The organism is Bosea sp. 124, from assembly GCF_003046175.1.
Lineage (GTDB): Bacteria > Pseudomonadota > Alphaproteobacteria > Rhizobiales > Beijerinckiaceae > Allobosea.
In genome coordinates this window covers 3,205,191-3,222,104 of the sequence record NZ_PZZM01000001.1, presented here as the reverse complement: position 1 = coordinate 3,222,104, position 16,914 = coordinate 3,205,191, and the positions used below count along the sequence as shown (strand labels likewise).

Annotated in this window: 19 protein-coding genes, 3 pseudogenes and 1 other annotated feature; of the genes and pseudogenes, 6 read left to right on the top strand and 16 right to left on the bottom strand. The window is 63.4% G+C overall.

Features of this window, described 5'->3' with window-relative positions; all coding sequences use genetic code 11:
* Positions 1–16 precede the first annotated feature (16 nt).
* Positions 17–238, top strand: a complete 222-nt coding sequence (locus tag C8D03_RS15225; RefSeq protein ID WP_108047369.1) for a hypothetical protein — start codon at positions 17–19, stop codon at positions 236–238.
* A gap of 306 nt (positions 239–544) precedes the next feature.
* Here C8D03_RS15225 and tnpC read toward each other — a convergent pair whose 3' ends face one another.
* From tnpC to C8D03_RS15185, 9 genes are all read right to left on the bottom strand, one after another.
* Positions 545–2,110 carry an IS66 family transposase gene (tnpC, locus tag C8D03_RS15220; protein ID WP_108046501.1) on the bottom strand — a complete coding sequence of 522 codons (1,566 nt, stop codon included), beginning with the start codon at positions 2,108–2,110 and terminating at the stop codon, positions 545–547.
* 68 nt (positions 2,111–2,178) lie between these two features.
* Positions 2,179–2,532, bottom strand: a complete 354-nt coding sequence (gene tnpB, locus C8D03_RS15215; protein ID WP_108046502.1) for an IS66 family insertion sequence element accessory protein TnpB — start codon at positions 2,530–2,532, stop codon at positions 2,179–2,181.
* Positions 2,529–2,942, bottom strand: coding sequence for a transposase (locus C8D03_RS15210; RefSeq protein ID WP_282568616.1), 414 nt, complete (start codon positions 2,940–2,942; stop codon positions 2,529–2,531). The genes tnpB and C8D03_RS15210 overlap by 4 nt, the downstream gene beginning before the upstream one ends.
* Before the next feature lie 149 nt (positions 2,943–3,091).
* Complete coding sequence (locus tag C8D03_RS15205; RefSeq protein ID WP_108047367.1) at positions 3,092–3,673, bottom strand: hypothetical protein; 582 nt, start codon at positions 3,671–3,673, stop codon at positions 3,092–3,094.
* Between the two features lie 177 nt (positions 3,674–3,850).
* Positions 3,851–3,985, bottom strand: a complete 135-nt coding sequence (locus tag C8D03_RS26970) for a hypothetical protein (protein ID WP_282568596.1) — start codon at positions 3,983–3,985, stop codon at positions 3,851–3,853.
* A gap of 110 nt (positions 3,986–4,095) precedes the next feature.
* Entirely contained in the window at positions 4,096–4,524 is a 429-nt protein-coding gene (locus tag C8D03_RS15200) for a BLUF domain-containing protein (RefSeq protein ID WP_108047365.1), read from the bottom strand.
* Between the two features lie 267 nt (positions 4,525–4,791).
* A complete protein-coding gene (locus C8D03_RS15195) occupies positions 4,792–5,988 on the bottom strand; it encodes an MFS transporter (protein WP_108047363.1) in 1,197 nt (398 codons plus the stop codon).
* Positions 5,989–6,136: 148 nt separating this feature from the next.
* Positions 6,137–6,343, bottom strand: coding sequence for a hypothetical protein (locus tag C8D03_RS15190; protein WP_108047361.1), 207 nt, complete (start codon positions 6,341–6,343; stop codon positions 6,137–6,139).
* Positions 6,343–7,089 carry a COG4280 domain-containing protein gene (locus C8D03_RS15185; protein WP_108047359.1) on the bottom strand — a complete coding sequence of 249 codons (747 nt, stop codon included), beginning with the start codon at positions 7,087–7,089 and terminating at the stop codon, positions 6,343–6,345. The genes C8D03_RS15190 and C8D03_RS15185 overlap by 1 nt, the downstream gene beginning before the upstream one ends.
* Positions 7,090–7,236: 147 nt before the next feature.
* On the opposite strand from C8D03_RS15185, the gene C8D03_RS15180 reads away from it, so the two are divergent.
* Entirely contained in the window at positions 7,237–7,800 is a 564-nt protein-coding gene (locus C8D03_RS15180; protein WP_108047357.1) for a Chromate resistance protein ChrB, read from the top strand.
* 17 nt (positions 7,801–7,817) lie between these two features.
* Here the strand turns inward: C8D03_RS15180 and C8D03_RS15175 are convergent, their stop codons facing one another.
* From C8D03_RS15175 to C8D03_RS15150, 6 genes are all read right to left on the bottom strand, one after another.
* Complete coding sequence (locus C8D03_RS15175) at positions 7,818–8,612, bottom strand: sulfite exporter TauE/SafE family protein (RefSeq protein ID WP_108047355.1); 795 nt, start codon at positions 8,610–8,612, stop codon at positions 7,818–7,820.
* A 25-nt stretch (positions 8,613–8,637) separates the two neighbouring features.
* A complete protein-coding gene (locus tag C8D03_RS15170) occupies positions 8,638–9,762 on the bottom strand; it encodes an ABC transporter ATP-binding protein (RefSeq protein WP_108047353.1) in 1,125 nt (374 codons plus the stop codon).
* On the bottom strand, positions 9,755–10,423 hold the full coding sequence (gene modB / locus C8D03_RS15165; RefSeq protein WP_108047351.1) for a molybdate ABC transporter permease subunit: 669 nt from the start codon (positions 10,421–10,423) through the stop codon (positions 9,755–9,757). Before modB ends, C8D03_RS15170 begins: the two co-directional genes overlap by 8 nt.
* A 6-nt stretch (positions 10,424–10,429) precedes the next feature.
* Positions 10,430–11,218: a molybdate ABC transporter substrate-binding protein gene (modA, locus tag C8D03_RS15160; protein ID WP_108047349.1), complete on the bottom strand. Its 789-nt coding sequence runs from the start codon at positions 11,216–11,218 to the stop codon at positions 10,430–10,432.
* Positions 11,219–11,305: 87 nt separating this feature from the next.
* On the bottom strand, positions 11,306–11,677 hold the full coding sequence (locus C8D03_RS15155) for a winged helix-turn-helix domain-containing protein (RefSeq protein WP_108047347.1): 372 nt from the start codon (positions 11,675–11,677) through the stop codon (positions 11,306–11,308).
* Between the two features lie 122 nt (positions 11,678–11,799).
* Positions 11,800–13,275 carry a SulP family inorganic anion transporter gene (locus C8D03_RS15150; protein WP_108047345.1) on the bottom strand — a complete coding sequence of 492 codons (1,476 nt, stop codon included), beginning with the start codon at positions 13,273–13,275 and terminating at the stop codon, positions 11,800–11,802.
* A gap of 105 nt (positions 13,276–13,380) precedes the next feature.
* Positions 13,381–13,436 (bottom strand) — a sequence feature (sul1 is cis-regulatory element that is thought to sense ions involved in sulfur or methionine metabolism; They are found in Alphaproteobacteria).
* A 271-nt stretch (positions 13,437–13,707) separates the two neighbouring features.
* Here C8D03_RS15150 and nhaA point away from each other — a divergent pair.
* From nhaA to C8D03_RS15130, 4 genes and pseudogenes are all read left to right on the top strand, one after another.
* Positions 13,708–14,924 (top strand): annotated as a pseudogene (nhaA, locus tag C8D03_RS15145) (Na+/H+ antiporter NhaA).
* A gap of 2 nt (positions 14,925–14,926) precedes the next feature.
* Entirely contained in the window at positions 14,927–15,112 is a 186-nt protein-coding gene (locus C8D03_RS15140; RefSeq protein WP_108047343.1) for a hypothetical protein, read from the top strand.
* 46 nt (positions 15,113–15,158) lie between these two features.
* Positions 15,159–15,425 (top strand): annotated as a pseudogene (locus C8D03_RS27155) (glycosyltransferase); the annotation flags it as partial.
* 70 nt (positions 15,426–15,495) lie between these two features.
* Positions 15,496–15,762: pseudogene (locus C8D03_RS15130) on the top strand (TSUP family transporter); the annotation flags it as partial.
* Between the two features lie 419 nt (positions 15,763–16,181).
* Here C8D03_RS15130 and C8D03_RS15125 read toward each other — a convergent pair.
* Positions 16,182–16,913 (bottom strand): ABC transporter ATP-binding protein, encoded by a 732-nt coding sequence (locus C8D03_RS15125; RefSeq protein ID WP_248308485.1) that lies wholly within the window; start codon positions 16,911–16,913, stop codon positions 16,182–16,184.
* Between the last annotated feature and the right edge of the window lies 1 nt (position 16,914).

Genomic DNA, 16,914 nt, shown 5'->3' with positions numbered 1-16,914 from the left:
AGATACGAGCTTTGCGATGACCGACCTGAAGGCCTTTCAAGTGGAAGTGACGTCCGAGACGGACGATTCCCATCAGATATTTTTCATCGCGGCCGAAACGGGCGACGCGGCCGTTGCGGCTTTGAGGGGGCATTTGGGCCTGTCACCGGGGCCAGTGTTCAAGCTCCAACGGCGGCTTAGCGATACAGAGATCGATCTCCACCAGATCGGGCCGGGAACGATATTTCAGTACCTGTAGACAGGGCGCGTCGATCTGGTCGTCAGGACTTACGACGGTTGCGGCATCTCGATGATCGGCTCGTCGGTGGCGCCGAAACCGACCCTATCCCACGCATACACGAGGTCTGGTACATCATAGGCCTTGGGCGGTAGCCGATATCGGGCGCGAGCTGATCCGCCAGGGCCAGGCCATCCCTTACTGCTGGTATGACGCCGCCCGATACGCGAAGGCTTACGACGAAGCGCTTGCGGCAGATGCCGGCAGGCAGGCCGGCACCTTTATCGAGCACGAACGCTGGCGCAGAGTAAGCGCCCTGCCGGGGCCCTACGGATTTGGGGTTGAGGTTTTCCGGAAGCGCCATGGCATGAGATCTTCGACGGCGCTTTGTGGGTGGCCGTTGATGACGGCGTCGAGGGTTTCAGCGAGATAGGCGACGGGATTGACGTCGTTGAGCTTGCATGTGGCGACGAGGGACGAGAGCAGTGCCCAGTTTTCGGCGCCGACCTCGTGGCCGGCGAACAGAGCATTTTTTCGGGTCAGGCAGACGGGCCTGATCGCGTTTTCAACCGGGTTGGTGTCGAGCTCGAGGCGGCCATCGTCAAGGAAGCGGGTGAGCCCCTCCCAGTGGGCGAGCCCGTAGCGGATGTCTTCGGCCAGCCTGGAGCCGGAGGAGATCAGCGACAGTTGCTTCTCGAACCACGGTTTCAGGGCGGTGATGATCGGCGTGGAATGCTCCCGCCGGGCGGCAAGCCGCAGTTGCGGCGAGACACCGCGAACCGTTGCCTCGATGGCATAGAGCGCCGCGATCTGGCGTATCGCCGCCTCGGCGATCGGCGATTTGGTGTTGCGCGCCAGCTTGACGAAGCGTCGGCGCAGATGAGCCCAGCAATGGACGAGCCTCCATGGCCCCTGCGGCCTCTCCAGGCGCGTCAGCCGATCGTAGCCCTCATAGGCGTCGACCTGCAGGAACTGCCCGCGGAAGCCCTGAAGGAAGCGTTCGGCATGCTCGCCACTGCGTCCCGGCGCATAGTGGAACAGCACGATGGGCGGGCCCTGGCCGCCATGGCCGCGGTCATCGGAAGCGATCGCCCAGAAGAAGCCCTTCCTGACCTTGCCGCGTCCGGGATCGAGCACCGGTGCGGTGGTCTCGTCCATGAACAGACGACCCGCCGCGGCCAGATGCCAGCGCATGCGCTCGGCGATGGGCTTGAGATGGAAGCAGGCCCGGCCGGCCCAGTTGCCCAGTGTCGCGCGATCGAGCCGGATGCCCTGGCGCGCATAGATCTCGGCCTGCCGATAGAACGGCAGGTGATCGCCGAACTTGGCGACGATGACCTGGGCGATCAGCGCCTCGGTCGGCAGGCCGCCCGGCACCACATGCTCGGGAGCATGGGCCTGCACGACCGCGCCCGAGCAGCGGCGGCAAGCATATTTCGGGCGGCGGGTGACCAGCACGCGCAACTGCGCCGGCACCACGTCCAGCCGCTCGCTGACGTCCTCGCCGATCCTGGACATCTCGCCGCAGCCGCACGGACACAGCCTGCTCTGCGGCTCGATGATCCGCTCCACCCGCGGCAGATGGGCCGGCAGGTGACCGCGGTTGCGCCGGTGAGAAGCACAGGCGCCGTCCGGGCGGCCCTCGATGATCCGCTGCGCCTTCTCATGGGCGGCATCGAGCACGCCCTGGGCGATTTCGACGTCCTCCAGCGGTAGATGGTATTGCTCGCCGGAGAGCTTCTCGGATCGGGAGCCGAACTTCTCGCGCTGGAGGTCGCTGACGATGCTCTCCAGCCGCCGCCGCGCTTCCTCGGACTGAGCCAGGGCCTCTTGCGTCTGCGCCAGCTCGGCCTTCAGACGCTCGACCTCACCATGGAGAACTGCGACGTTCATCCACTATTTCGAGCACGGATCCGCCGTCTGCGCCATGCCTGGCACGGACCTGAGTCAGTCTGCCGCACTCACCCGGCGAGCTGCGGACGCCGAACTCTCTCAGGCCGAACCAAGCGCCAATCCAGCCCCTCGAACAACGCCGCAAACATCGCCGGTGACAGTCTCATCACGCCGTCGCGAACCTGCGGCCACACGAACTTCGAGCCCTCCAGGCGCTTGTGCACCAGCACCAGCCCGGTGCGATCCCAGACTAAAATCTTGATCCGGTCGGCCCTTTTGGCGCGGAAGACGAAGGCCGCGCCACTATAGGGATCAAGGCCGAGGACCTCCTGCGCCGCCGCGGCCAGCCCGTCGAGGCCGCGCCGGAAGTCGACAGGTCGCGTCGCCATGTAGATCTTCAGATCGGCGCCCGGCGCAATCATCGCGAGGCCCGCACCGCACGGATCACCTGCGCCAACCGCTCGACCTCGACCGTCGTGCGGATCACCATGCCGTCGATCACGATCTCAACCTTCGCCAGCGTCGATTTCGGCGGCTTCGTCGGCGGTCGGGGCGACGGCGCTTCTTCCACCAGCAGCGGCGCGAACAGCGGCTCCCGGCTCTCCGGAAGGGCCAACTGTCCCTGACGAAGGCGACGCCGCCAATCATAAACCTGCCAGCGCGTCGCGCCATGCTTGCGGGCAACCGCCGTCACCTGCGACCCCGGCATCAGGCTCTCCGCCGCGATCCGCGCCTTCTCCGACGCCGAGCGAACCCGCCGACCCGTCGGACCCTCAACAACCTCAAGTCGGCCTACGTAGCCAGGTGTCGAGACGTCCAAATGGACGTCCATTTTGCCGTCCGCTCCCACCCAAGCCCTCCGTCTCTCGCGATCAGAGGACTCTTGGCACATTCACCTCCCGCCCCACACGAGGGGACCGGCGTGGCGCTTACGGCGCAGAGGCGAACGGTGGGGCGCAAACTGAGCCCCACCCCTTGGCCCTAGTACTTCTGGAAATGGAAGCCTTCGGCGAACGTCAACTGCACCATGTCGCCGCGCTTCATCCGCTTAAGCGCGGTCTGTATCGCGGGATCAACGACAGTGTGAGTGCGCGGGCCGAGTGGGCCTTCGTAGTTCACAATCCGGGTTGCCGGGTCGAAATTCTCGAATTTGGCCGTCAGCGTGAGTGTGCGCACCACGAACTTTTCGGGCAGGTTCTGGAATGATGGGCCGGTCGTAGTCTCGGAATAGACGATGCCGGCCTGAGCACCCCTGCGGGCGGGCCTGACACCGACTACCGCGCCTTCAACGCGCCGGATTTGGACCCGATCACCAGCGTTGATATTCATCAGGTCGCCAAAGACCTCAGGCACGTCGACCGGCCATGTGTTGCGGCCTTGACGCACGCGAACAATGCGAGAGTCCGGATCGACGTCCACAATCTCAACGTTCATTTGCTCGACCGTGACGGGACCGACACCCGCTACAATCACGGTTTCGCTGGTCACCGTCGGCCCGGTCGCGCAGCCGGCTAGAGCCCCCGCAACTGAGATGGCTATGATTATGGTCATGTGCTTGAGCATTGGATGTCCTCCCACCCAGCCTTCCGCCTTTTGGCTGTTGAACGGAAAGCTACAACAAGTTTCAACGATGTCGCTACGGCATGGGGAAATTTGAGCTAAGGCCGTCGACGAAGCGGCACGGCTGGCTGCCGGCGCAGCCTGCTCTCGGAGGAAGCCGGCAGCCCGGCGCATCCCGCGCTAATGATGGATCTCTGCGAGGACCACATGGGCGGCCTTCCATTCCGCTTCCGTCAAAACGGGGGCGCCGTCCGGCTCGTCGGTCACAGGCATGATGTCGGCGCCGAGCCGCGCCTGCCATTCCTCGTAGGACACAGGGATCGAACCTGTGACTACTCCCGTGTGAAGGCAATGCTCTAGATGAAGCTATGGGCACGCGTGGATTCTCCCTGAACGACCCGACGCTCCATAGCCGGATCGGTGAATTATGCGCCCAACAGCGATAGCTCCATGGCGAGACTTACCACTCGATCCGCCGAAAGGGTGCCGCGATCAATCTTCCCTCCGAGTCCATGACGCGCAAACACAGCCTCATGCGCGGGAGAGCGCAGATAGGCAGCCATTGACCAAGTGGGGAACAGCCGTGTGGAGGATGGCTTCCACTCCAGCACACTCGTCTGCCGATGCCTGCTATCACCCTCGATTCTTGCAAAGGTGCCAGAGACAGTCGCTTCAGCTCCCTCCAGGATCTGAAGGAACTCGCCGTCAAAGATTAGATAGCCCGTGACGCCATCTTTGGCATTGTTCCGCCGGGAGGCTGAAAGGATGTCGCGGAGGGCCGCTGGCGCGCTATCAACACGCCCCAAATTGAATTTCGACACATACACGAGCCGGTGGATTGCAATTGTGTCCATGGGCGAATCTCTAAACGCTGGCCGAAAGAGGCCAGCCTCGCCGAAGGGGGACCGGGCCAGTCAACGGAATCAGTGGGCAAAACAGCTAACCCGTTGCGCGGCCAAAAGTTCAAGTTGACCAGCGCAGAGCCAAGGATAGGTCGGCTTTGTCTAACGGACCGGGCGCAATCCAAACACCCCATCCTGGTGTCCACGAAACCGGCAGCAGGCCAGCGGATGGTTGTCTTGGCGGGTGCCGCCGCTGCAAAACGGTGGCGTAGAAAAACCTCAGACCGTCTCGTTCAGGCGGTAACGCATGCGGAACATCCCAACGAGCGCGATGGTGCTGAAGCCCGCACCGGCAAGGAACGTCGCGGCGGGGCCATAGCTATCCCAGAGTCCGCCGGCGACGACACTGGCCATGAGCATCGACACACCGCCTGCCAGATTGAACACGCCGTAAGCCGTACCCCGGAGATCGGCTGGAGCGGTGTCAGCGACAAGCGCGGCGAGCAGGCCCTGCGTGAATCCCATGTGCAAGCCCCAGAACACGACCCCCAAGAGCATCATCGGGACCCCGGTGCCCAGTGCAAGAACAAGGTCGGCGACAATGAGAAGCGCTACCCCAGCCAGCAGGACGCCGCTACGTCCGACTCTGTCGGACAGTGCACCAGCAGGATAGGCGGCAAGTGCGTAGACCACGTTCATCACCACCAGAGCGGCCGGAACCAATGCAATCGGCAGGCCGACATTCTGGGCGCGAAGTACCAGAAAGGCCTCGGAAAATCGTGCGAGCTTCATAGCCGTCGCAACAGCGACCGCGGCCCAGAACGTGCCGCTCAGCCGCTTGGCGTCACTGAATCCGAGAGGTGGCTTCTCCAATCCTGAATGACTGCTCGGCTCCTCGACGCCGAAGATAATCAGCGCAAGGGCGATGAAGGCGGGGATCACCGCGATCCAGAATACAAACCGAAAGTTGTCCGAGGTGAGCGCCATCAGGGCTATGGCCAGTAGCGGGCCGACGAACGCCCCGGTCGTGTCCAGCGACTGGCGCAAGCCGATGCTAGCTCCCCGGAGGTCCGGTGGAGCCAGATCGGCGACGAGTGCATCGCGAGGCGCGCCCCTGATACCTTTGCCGATCCGGTCGACAAAGCGGGCAGTGATTAGCCAGCCGACCGAGCTCGCCAACGGAAACACCGGCTTGGTAAAGGCCGCCAAGCCATAACCGATCGCCGCCAGGAGCTTGCGCCTTCCGAGCCAGTCCGAAAGGACTCCCGAAAATATCTTCGTGATGTTGGCGGTCGCCTCGGCAATGCCCTCGATAAGTCCGACCGTCAGAGTTGAAGCGCCGAGTACTGTCACCAGATAAACCGGCAGGAGCGCGTGGATCATCTCGGAAGAGATGTCCATGAACATGCTCACGAAGCCGAGTGCCCAGACGCCTCGCGGGATGCGGGATAGCTTCCTTCTCGAGCCTGCGTGCATTTGCAAGGAGGCCTCTTCCTGATCGGAGGGGTCGGGAGTGGCACCACTCAACTTAGCCAGGCCGACGAGTCTGCACGCAGGATTTCAAGGCGCGGCTGTTTGAGTAGCAGCTTGAGCGCCGGGCTGGTGCCGGCTGTCATCAACCTCATCACCTTCCCGCGCCTTGGACTACGCTCGACATCAACACACCAATGCAACCCACCACGAGGACCAGCCCCGTCCCGACCGACGAGGCGTGGAATACGGTCGCGACGATCGCAGCGGCTATGACGACGCCGATGACCGATAGGGCCAGGAACTCGTCATCGACGAACATGCCGAAGAGTTCGTTCACGATCAGACGAAGGACATGCATCAGGCCAACTCCTGCCGGGGGCGGCGAACGAGGGAAGCGAGGCCGAGGCCGACCGCGAGGAAGCCTAGTGCGAGGACCAGGATAGCCGCGTCGTGTCCTAGCCACTCGACGCCGAGGCCCTCGCCAGTCCAGTAAATACCGAAGGCTGAGAGCATGACGCCAACCCCGAATTTCAGGGTATTCTCGGGCACCCGGGCGAGCGGCCTGTGGACGATGACGCCGATGGCCAGGACGAGCAGACAGGCTGCGAGCGCACCCAGGCTTGCTGGCCATAGCAATCCGCGCCCCGCGCCGACGGCGATCACGATGAACACGACCTCGACGCCCTCCAGGACAACGGCTTTGAAGGCGGCGAGGCCCGCGATCCAATCGAGATGTCGATCTCCGTGGCGCGCAGATTCGCTCAGTTCGGCGGTCTCCTTGGCGAAGGCCAGGGTCTCATCATGCAACGCGATCACCCCGGCAGATCGCAGGATCGCCTTGCGCAGCCAGCGCAGGCCGAACAGAAGCAGGAGCACGCCGATGACCAGTTGGAGTGCCTGCAAAGGCACCCGGTCGAGCACTGGACCGAGGACCAAAACTAGGACGGCAAGCAGGCCGAAGCCTGCAGCGGTCCCTGTCAGGGCGGGTCGCCAGCCGCGGACGGTTGCGACGGCAAGCACGATGGTGAAGGCTTCGACAACCTCGACCAATGAGCCCAGGAAGGCGGCGGATATTGCTGGAGCGGCGGTGGCCCATGTCGTCATGGCCGTGTTCCTCGCGCAAGTTTGATGGCGGCTTTCGCCAAGCCTCGAGCTCTGGTCAGATCAACTGCACAGTGTCACATTGGATCAATGACAGTTATGCTATGCGTGACGTTATAAATGTAACGGTCGTAACATTCAAGAGGTTCGATGGCTTCGCTCGAATGGCTATTGCTCACCTACAAGGTACCGGCCGAACCGGCCCGCAAGCGCGTCTCGATCTGGCGCAAGCTCAAGGGTTTGGGTGCCGTCTATCTCCAGGGCGGTGTTTGCCTGCTCCCGAAGACGGACGATCACCTGCGGCGCCTGAAGGTGCTGGAGAACGAGATCGCCGAGGCCGACGGCGAGGCACTATTGCTCGCAACCGTCGGACTTGATCAGAAGCAGCAGGAGAAGATCATCGCTCGCTTCAATGGCGACCGAGATGACGAGTACAAGGAGTTCATCGAGAAATGCATCGCCTTCGAGGCGGAGATCGCCGAAGAGACGCGGGTCCAGCACTTCACCTTCGCCGAACTGGAGGAGAATGAGCAGGAGTTGATGAAGTTCAAGAACTGGATCGAGAAGATCCGCAAGCTCGATTTCTACAAGGCTCCGCGCGCAGAAGAGGCGGCCGAGCACTTGGCTCGATCGGAGGCTGTCCTCGACGCCTACGCCCACAACGTCTTCGCGGCGCAGGAGGAGAACAAGCCCCCGGATGCCGCGAAGACATAAGCTGGCCTCGTTCAATCTCAGTGCCGCGCATGTCGCCAGACCTTCACTGCTGAGATGGCCAGGATCAGAGCGAGGGCGGGAAGCAGGATGGCCGAAGAGACGTAGCCCAGCAGAAGCCCGCCGATGAATGTGCCTACAATGGAGCCGATGGCCATCGTGACTACAAAGAGCCGATTTCGCCAAAGCACCAAAAAAGCCCGATCCTGACTGTAGCGCGCGAAGCCGACGATCATCGTCGGCAAGCTGACTGCAAGTGAAAGGCTTCCCGCGAGCTTCATGTCCGCGCCGTAGAGCAGAACCAGCGTCGGGATCAGCAATTCGCCTCCCGCGACGCCCATCAGCGATGCGGCCACACCGATCGCGAACCCCGCGACGACACCGGCCATAAGTTGCGCGGGTCCGGCAAGCAATGCGCTGGATGAGCGGGCGTCATGGCCGAAAACGAGAATGGCCGCGATCAATACAAGAAGGGTGGCGATGACCCTGTAGAGGGTCTGCGATTTCAGGCGGGTGGCCCATCCAGCTCCCAACCATGCACCGAGCAGACTCCCGGCGAGCAGATTGACGATCACCGGCCAGTGGCTGACGACGTCAGTGAACGGAACGATTGCCGCCCGGAACGGCAGCGCGGTGGCTACCACGACCAGGCTCATCGCCTTGTTCAGAATGATGGCATCGAGCGCCCCGAATCCAAAAGCCCCGATCAGCAGGGGAAGCCGGAACTCGGCTCCTCCCAACCCGAGCAGGCCCCCCAAGGTGCCGATGAGGGCGCCACCGCCAAAGGCGGCAATTCGGTCGCGCAGGGTTCTCATGAACTCGGCAGGGCTTCAGACGGGTTCACGCAGACGCGCCGGACGCCATGAGGTGGATGCCATCGGGCCTGATCGACACCTCCACGGGCGCCCCGGCCACCATTCGCGTTCTGCGAACGAACTGGGCGGGAACCGTCATCGACAGAACGCGACCTGCAGCTCCCGCGACCTCCACGAGAATACTGGTAGCTTCCGAAAGGGCCGCCACCTCGACGACGGTGGCCGAAAGGCGATTGACGCCTTCATGGTCACGTCCGTCCGCGCGATCGAGGATCACCTGCGTCGACGGAACGGCCCAAGCCACCCGGGATCCGATCGGCAGATCGGTTCGGGAGGGCCTGACGACGATCCGGTCGCCACACCAGTCGAGAATCGTCTCCTCGCCGTCATGACTGCGTATGGTCGCCTCGAAGAGGTTCTTGAGATCGACCAGCCTGGCCGCCTCGACGGTCGCGGGCCGCGCGAGCACGTCCTGCGGCGTCCCCGCCTGAACGACGCGGCCGTGATGCAGGAGACACATCCGGTCAGCCAGACGTGCAGCCTCGTCGAAGTCGTGTGTCACGAGCACGATCGGAATCGCCAGCGAACGCCACAGTTCCGCCAGTTCGCGATAGAGCTTGCCTCGTGTGACCTTGTCGACAGCGGAAAAGGGCTCGTCGAGCAACAAGACTTTCGGTTCCCGCGCGAGCGCGCGGGCCACGGCGACACGCTGTTGCTGCCCGCCGGAGAGTTCGGCCGGACGGCGCCCTTCCAGCCCAGACAAATTGACAAGGGACAAGAGCTCGCGGGCCCGTGCCGGGCGCTCGACGCGAGGCAGATGTCCCATAGCGGCCATGATATTGGCGCTTGCGGTCATGTGCGGGAAGAGCGCGTAGGACTGAAACACCATGCCGATAGCCCGGCGATGCGGCGGCACGAACACGCCCGCTTGCGTATCCACCCACGTTTCGCCGCCGCAAGTGATCAACCCATGTGCGGGTCGGTATAGACCGGCTATCGCGCGCAGGATTGTCGACTTCCCGGCGCCGGATGGACCGACAAGCGCCAACAGTTCGCCGGGTCGGCACGCGATCTCGGCATCGAGCGGTATAGGGCCCGTTTGATGCAAGGCGATCCGCAAACCCATGCCGCTCGCGACCGTGTCATGCATGGTGGCGACCGACCCTGGCGGAAAGGGCGTAGGTCAGGCCGAGGGCAGCCATCGACAGCGCCAGCAGGGTCAGCGACATCATGCCGGCCGATGCATGGTCGAAAGCCTGCACACGATCGTAGATCGAGATCGCCACCGTTTTGGTTTCGCCGGGAATCGACCCGCCGACCATCAGCACTACGCCGAACTCGCCAAGCGTATGGGCGAAGGCGAGCACCAGCCCGGTGACGATATCTGGCCAGGCGAGCGGCAGGTCGATGCGCGTCAGCACTGCCAATGGCGAAAGGCCCGACACACTCGCAGCTTCACGCACATCGGGCGCGATAGCTTCGAAGGCGCGCTGCATCGGCTGCACCGCAAAGGGCAGGTTGATGATCACAGAAGCGACCAGCAAGCCCTCGAACGTGAAGACGAGGCCGCGCCCGAATGCCGATTGGAGCGCCTGGCCGATCGGAGACGCGCCGCCCAGGCCAACCAGTATGTAATAGCCGATCACGGTCGGTGGCAGCACGAGCGGGAGCGCCAGCGAGGCCTCCGCGAATCCCTTGCCGCGAAAGCGGCTGAAGGCGAGGAGCCGTCCCAGAAGAATGCCCACCGGGAGCAGGATCAGGATCGTGTAGAAGCCGAGCCGGAAAGAAAGCCCGAAGGCGGTCCAGTCCATCTGGGTTCAGGAACTTTCGCCCGGCAGCAGGAACCCGTAGCGGCGTAAGATGGCGCGGGCCGCCGGTTGCTGAACGTAGGCGTAGAATGCGGCAGCCTCCGGCCCCGCGCCCTTCATCAGTGCCATGCGCTGACGCAGCGGGGCATGCCAGTCGGCCGGGATCAGCGCATAGGTGCCGAGACTGGAAACCGCCGGCGCGAGCGCGAGCGAATAAGCGAAGATGCCGCCCTGGGAGGAGCCGGACGTCGCGAACTGGGCAGCCTGCGAGACATTCTCGCCGAGCACCAGTTTGGACTTCAGGCCGTCCCAAAGGCCCTGGGAGCGCAACGCCTCTTCAGCGGCGCGGCCGTAGGGCGCATGTTCGGGATTGGCGATGGCAAAGCGCGTGATCCTGCCGTCGGCGATGGCAGCACGGAGATCGGTCATCCCCGCGTCGGGCTTGAGAGCCGAGCCCTTCGGCGCGAACAGCACAATCCGTCCGATCGCGTAAAGGGCCCCCTGGTCAACCGTCCGTCCCGCCTCGTTCAACTGGCGGACGAAGCCTTCGTCCGCCGACATGAACATCTGAAACGGTGCGCCCTGCTGGAGCTGATGGAAGAAGTTGCCCGACGAGCCGTAGGTCAACTGGACCTTGCGTCCCGTCTCGCCTTCGTAGGCCTTCCCAATTTCGTCGAGAGCGAACTTCAGGTCGGCCGCTGCCGCGACGTTGGGGACAGAGGCCGACGGCGCCTGAGCGAGCACAGGCGTCGCGAACACCGCAAGCGCAATAGCGAAGAGGCGTCGTCCCAGGTTCATCGTCGTACCTCCAGATCGATATAGCGATTTGACTATATCGTTGGGCGAACATCATGCAATGCAAAACGGGCAGCAGTGGAATGGGGGTCAATCGGCTTCGGGAGGTTCGTCCGCCACGAGAGCGTTCAACGCCTCAAGATCGTCGGCAAAGGCGATGGCTGCGCGGGTCTGGATCGAGCGGTATCGCGCGAGAACCTCCGCGCCCATCGGCGTGACGCGGGCGCCGCCGAAACCCTTGCCGCCCCGGGAGGCCTCGACGAGCGGTGTCTGGAAGCAGCGGTTCATCGTATCGAGCAGGTACCAGGCCTTCTTGTAGCTCATCCCCATGGAGCGGCCCGCGGCCGAGATCGAGCCCGTTTCTGCTACCGCTGCCAGCAGTTCAGCCTTGCCCGGCCCGATAGCAACCGAGCTTCCCAGGAAGATGCGCAGTTGCAGCCGGGGAGATGGTTTCTGGCTCATGGTCTCCCATACGATGGGAGCTTCTCATCGCCAACGGCCGGCTCATCGAATCGAAGAGTCAGTCTCTCGGTCGCCGGGTACTACGCCCGACGACCAGGATTGGTCGATGGTTGAAGTACCGCTCAATGGCCCGAAGCTAGCTTGGATCCGTCCTTATCGTGGACAGCCAGGCGCTCGACCATCGTGGCCGTCGCCTTGTTCATCCCGACCGTCTCGACCGCAATATCGTGATGGCGGAACTTGAGCACGACGCGATCGAGCGCATTGATCGCGGTGATGTCCCAGAATTGAGCGGCACTGAGATCAATGACGACGCGCTGAACGTCTTCCTCCCGGAAATCGAAGGCCGAGTGGAATGCCTCGGCTGTCGCGAAGAAGATCTGCCCCGTCACACGATAGATCCGGGTTTCTCCGTCTCGGTCGGACTCGACGGCAAAGAAGCGTGTCACCTTGTGGGCGAAGAACAACCCGCTGAGGATCACCCCGAACAGGACGCCCTTGGCGAGATCGTGCGTCCAGACGACGACGGCGACCGTCCCGAGCATGACGAAGCTCGAGCTCTTCGGATGGATCAGGAGAGACCGCAGCGAGCGCCACTGGAAGGTGTTGATCGAGACCATGATCATCACTGCTACCAATGCCGCCATCGGGATTTGCGAGACGTAGGGCCCAAGAACGACGATGAGGAAGAGCAGGAAGGCGCCGGCCCACAGGGTGGAAAGTCGACCGCGCCCGCCAGACGAGACATTGATGACCGACTGGCCGATCATGGCGCAACCCGCCATGCCGCCGAACAGGCCAGCGACGACGTTCGCGGTGCCCTGACCGGCGCACTCCCGGTTCTTGTCGGAGGTCGTGTCCGTCATCTCGTCGATGATGGCTGCTGTCATCAGGCTTTCGAGCAAGCCGACCATGGCGAGGGTCAATGCGTATGGTGCGATGATCTGTAACGTCTCGAAGGTGAGCGGCACCTGCGGGATCGCGAAGAAGGGCAGTTCGTTGGGCAGAGCGCCCATATCGCCGACGGTACGGATATCGAAGCCGAAATACATCGCCACGCCCGTGAGCAGGATGATGGTCACGAGTGGCGACGGCACGGCCTTGGTGACGAGCGGCAACAGGTAGATGAGTGCGAGGCCGACGGCCGTCATGACGTAGACGGTCGGCCCACGGCCTATTAGTTCAGGCATCTGCGCGAGAAAGATCAGAATCGCGAGCGCATTGACGAAGCCCGTGACGACCGAGCGCGAGACGAAACGCATCAGGTTTCCGAGCTTCAGGAGGCTGGCGACGATCTGGAAAATACCGGTGAGGATCGTGGCGGCGAAGAGGTACTGGACACCATGCTGCTTCACCAGGGTGACCATGACCAGCGCCATGGCGCCGGTCGCGGCCGAGATCATCGCGGGACGCCCGCCAGCAAATGCGGAGACGACCGCGATGCAGAAGGACGCATAGAGGCCGACCTTGGGGTCGACGCCGGCGATGATCGAGAATGCGATCGCTTCGGGGATGAGGGCGAGCGCGACGACCGTGCCGGCGAGGAGTTCCCGCGTGACGTTGGGAGCCCACTCGTTGCGAAGATGAGAGATTGCCATGTTGGAGGATAAGGCCTTCAAGGCCCCGCCGGCGGACACCGGTAGGCGGGGCGCGCAAGATCGGATGGTCCGGCTTTGGCCGAGACTCGAGACAGTCCGTCATTGCGTTGTCCGGCGGATTGGCGGCCGGAAGAGCCACCCGGAGTTTCACCGGGTCCGAGCTTATGCAAATGCCTTATACCGGCGCGGTGTTGCTGTGCAACAAGCGTCCTGGGGGGATGGTGCCGCCAAGATGCCAACCTGGAGCTTGTGAACGGCTCCAAAGGATGAAAGAGAGGTTGCGGGTGTTCCGCCTTGGAGATTGGCGGGCAGGTATCAGCGTTGGTCGGGCCGCCAGCGCTGAGGACTATTGCCCATGCCTCTGCCCGAGTTCGCGCAACCCTGCGCGCCATTTCGTCCGTTCGACCAATCCGGATCACGCGAGGCCTGCCGATGAGCGGGCTGTCGCGCATGCGTCGGCCTGCCTCGACGCTCCGAGAATTCCTCGACAACGAAGCTGCCGGCGGCCTGGTACTCATGGCGGCCGCGCTGCTCGCCATCGTCATTGCCAATTCGCCGCTGGCGGCCGCCTATTCTCGACTCTAGAGGTCTACATCGGGCCGCTAAGCGTCCTGCATTGAATCAACGACGCCCTGATGGCGGTGTTCTTCCTTCTCGTCGGGCTAGAGATCAAGCGCGAGGTCCTCGACGGGCAACTATCGACATGGAGCCGCAGGGTGCTTCCCGGCGCGGGCGCGTTGGGTGGCATGGTCGTTCCCGGGCTGATCTACGTCGCGTTCAATTACCATGATCCATCTTCCCTGCGTGGCTGGGCGATCCCGGCCGCGACCGATATCGCCCTTGCCCTCGGCGTGCTGTCCCTGCTGAGGTCGCGTGTTCCGGCCTCGCTGAAGATCTTCCTCGCAGTTCTCGCGATCATCGACGATCTCGGCGCCGTCATCATCATCGCGATCTTCTACACCGCTCAACTGAACGTCTATGCCCTGGCCGGCGCCGCTGCCGTTCTGGCGGTCCTCTGTGCGATGAACAAGCGAGGCTATGACAGGCTGCCTCTCTATCTCGTTCTGGGCGCAGCCTTGTGGTTGCTGGTCCTGAAGTCAGGGGTACATGCGACGACCGCGGGTGTCCTGCTCGCGTTGACGATCCCGATCAGGCTCACGCCCGGCAAGCCGGAAGCATCACACGACACCTCCCCGCTGCATCGGCTCGAGCACGCCTTGCATAAGCCGGTCGCCTTTCTGATCGTCCCGATCTTCGGGTTCGCCAATGCCGGCGTCTCATTCATCAGCATCACCCCAGCGGTTCTGACCGACACGATCGCAGTCGGAGTCGCGGCAGGCCTGCTGTTCGGCAAGCTGATCGGTGTCTTCGGCGCCGTCGCGTTGATGGTTCGCGCCGGATGGGCCGACCTGCCGGCAAACGCGACGTGGACCCAGATGCTCGGCGTCGCGCTTCTCTGCGGCATAGGCTTCACGATGAGCCTCTTCATAGGCCTGCTCGCCTTCGAGGATCCGGCGATGCAGGCCCGTGTGAAATACGGGATTCTGGCCGGCTCACTTCTCGCCGGGCTGACCGGCTATGCGGTGCTGCGCCTGCAACGCCGGTTCGACAATTCCCCGCAACGTAACCCCGCCCCATCCCGGAGGTGATCATGGTCTATCTTGGAATCGGCATGCTGCTAGCGGCCTTGGCATTGCTCGCCACCTTTCGCCCCAATGCGGAGGGGACGTCACACCCGGTCGTAACGGGCCCCACGATCTCGGCCTTGTACCCAACGTTGGTGCTGGCCCTGATCGCCTTCGGCGTTGCGATCCTTCTGTCGCGGTTGCTTGGTTGAGCGACCGGCTTTCTATCCTCACCGGCAGATCTTGGACCGAGAGCGCATGGACACCGTTGCCCCGACGCGCTCTCGTAGCGTTGGCTGTCGGGTCGCCTTCGATGGCCGTGAGCATCCCGGCACAGATCAACGGCATGGGTTGAGTACGATGCGGGTGGTGATTCACGCGTTGGGGTCGCGCGGCGATGTGCAGCCGTTTTTGGCTCTTGGCAAAAGGCTCAGGCGGGCTGGGCACGATGTCAGGCTCGTAACCAGCCAAAAATTCGCCCCGGCGGTCGAACAGGCAGGCCTGTCCTTCGCGCCGCTCCAAATCGACTTCCAAGAGATCATGGTGAAACAGGCGGGGCAGAATGCCATTGGTTCCCTGTGTGGTCCCGTGAGGGCTGATCAACGCCATCGGCTCCTCGCTGCTCGCGGTCGGCACCTTCGGGTTGGCGACGGCCCTGAACTACGCCCGAAGCGGCCAGGTCGACTGGGTCGTCGCAGCGCAGTTCCTCTCGGGCGGCGTCCTGGGCGGTGTTCTCGGCATGCTGCTGGCGACGCGTCTCTCCGCCGGCAAGGACACGCTGCACCGCATCTTCGCCACGCTCATCCTGTCGGTTGCGGCCTATGTGATCTTCAAGAACCTGCCGACGACGATCTTGCCCTGAACCAGTCCCGCGACGATGAGGAAGAGCGCGAGGGGCATCACGACGAGGCGCGCCAGTAGTGCCAGCGTCCGGTCTCCCACAGCACGATGTCGTCCGCTTCGCAAGCCGCCACCACGACCCAGGCCAGCAGAACGAGCGGCGCTGCGATCCTGCACATCTTTGCCGCCATCGCCCTCGCAACTGGCGGCGTCCTGGTTCTCTTGGCCTGGCTGGCCTGGACGGGAGCCTTCGGACTATTTGCTGCAGCCTATTGGCAAGTGTTCATGGGGCCGCGACTGCGCGCTTAGGGCATTCGAATGAGATGCGGCCGGTGAAGGTACCATGTCAGGGGGCGGAAATAGACCTGTCAGTGCTGCAACAGCCTCCAAGCCGGACGTCGGCCGCAGCGGGTGGGCTTTGGCGGCTCAAGCACGCTCCGGTCATGACGCCGTTTGCGCCACAACCTCGACGATCCGCCCATCGCGTAGATGGACCATGCGGTCGAGGCGCGAGAAGATTTTCTCGTCATGGGTCACGACGATGACCGCAGCGTCTCGCTCGATCGCGACCTGCTTCATCAGATCGATGACGATGGCGGCTCGCTCTGAGTCGAGCGCTGCGGTCGGCTCGTCTGCGAGGATGATCCGGGGCTCGTTCGCGAGCGCGCGTGCGATGGCCACGCGCTGGGCTTCGCCGCCCGACAGCTTGGAGGGAAGCGCGTCGGCACGGTGGTCGACCTGCAGATAGCCGAGCAATTCCATAGCGCGCGCCTTGGCCCGATCGGTGCTTTCGCCAATCAGGGTGCGGACGATCGCCACGTTCTCCCAGGCCGAGAGGAACGGCAGCAGGTTGTGGAACTGGAAGATGAACCCGATCGTCTCGAGCCTCATCCGCCTGAGATCGCCGATCAGCCATTTGCCATCGAAGATGGCGCGGCCATCGAGACGGATTGAGCCGGAAACGGGCTCCGTGATGCAGCCGATGCAGTTGAGCAGCGTGCTTTTGCCCGAACCGGAGGGGCCGATCAGGCCGACGACCTCTCCGGTCCCGATTGTCAGCTCGATGTCGATCAGAGCGGGTACCTTCGTCGCGCCGGAGCCGAAGGTCTTCGACAGGCGGGCGATTTCAACGACCGGTCTCGGCGCGACGACGGGTCTGGATGCAGGCATCATG

Excerpts from the sequence above, each read along its gene's own strand:
- C8D03_RS15155 (WP_108047347.1), bottom strand. The coding sequence starts at position 11,677 with ATGAGCCAGAAACCATCTCCCCGGCTGCAACTGCGCATCTTCCTGGGA.
- C8D03_RS15175 (WP_108047355.1), bottom strand. The coding sequence starts at position 8,612 with ATGAGAACCCTGCGCGACCGAATTGCCGCCTTTGGCGGTGGCGCCCTC.
- modB (WP_108047351.1), bottom strand. The coding sequence starts at position 10,423 with ATGGACTGGACCGCCTTCGGGCTTTCTTTCCGGCTCGGCTTCTACACG.
- C8D03_RS15225 (WP_108047369.1), top strand. The coding sequence starts at position 17 with ATGACCGACCTGAAGGCCTTTCAAGTGGAAGTGACGTCCGAGACGGAC.
- C8D03_RS15205 (WP_108047367.1), bottom strand. The coding sequence starts at position 3,673 with ATGCTCAAGCACATGACCATAATCATAGCCATCTCAGTTGCGGGGGCT.
- tnpB (WP_108046502.1), bottom strand. The coding sequence starts at position 2,532 with ATGATTGCGCCGGGCGCCGATCTGAAGATCTACATGGCGACGCGACCT.
- C8D03_RS15195 (WP_108047363.1), bottom strand. The coding sequence starts at position 5,988 with ATGCACGCAGGCTCGAGAAGGAAGCTATCCCGCATCCCGCGAGGCGTC.
- tnpC (WP_108046501.1), bottom strand. The coding sequence starts at position 2,110 with ATGAACGTCGCAGTTCTCCATGGTGAGGTCGAGCGTCTGAAGGCCGAG.
- C8D03_RS15210 (WP_282568616.1), bottom strand. The coding sequence starts at position 2,942 with ATGGACGTCCATTTGGACGTCTCGACACCTGGCTACGTAGGCCGACTT.
- C8D03_RS15125 (WP_248308485.1), bottom strand. The coding sequence starts at position 16,913 with ATGATGCCTGCATCCAGACCCGTCGTCGCGCCGAGACCGGTCGTTGAA.
- C8D03_RS15140 (WP_108047343.1), top strand. The coding sequence starts at position 14,927 with ATGGTCTATCTTGGAATCGGCATGCTGCTAGCGGCCTTGGCATTGCTC.
- C8D03_RS15180 (WP_108047357.1), top strand. The coding sequence starts at position 7,237 with ATGGCTTCGCTCGAATGGCTATTGCTCACCTACAAGGTACCGGCCGAA.
- C8D03_RS15190 (WP_108047361.1), bottom strand. The coding sequence starts at position 6,343 with ATGCATGTCCTTCGTCTGATCGTGAACGAACTCTTCGGCATGTTCGTC.
- C8D03_RS15150 (WP_108047345.1), bottom strand. The coding sequence starts at position 13,275 with ATGGCAATCTCTCATCTTCGCAACGAGTGGGCTCCCAACGTCACGCGG.
- C8D03_RS15185 (WP_108047359.1), bottom strand. The coding sequence starts at position 7,089 with ATGACGACATGGGCCACCGCCGCTCCAGCAATATCCGCCGCCTTCCTG.
- C8D03_RS15200 (WP_108047365.1), bottom strand. The coding sequence starts at position 4,524 with ATGGACACAATTGCAATCCACCGGCTCGTGTATGTGTCGAAATTCAAT.
- C8D03_RS15170 (WP_108047353.1), bottom strand. The coding sequence starts at position 9,762 with ATGCATGACACGGTCGCGAGCGGCATGGGTTTGCGGATCGCCTTGCAT.
- modA (WP_108047349.1), bottom strand. The coding sequence starts at position 11,218 with ATGAACCTGGGACGACGCCTCTTCGCTATTGCGCTTGCGGTGTTCGCG.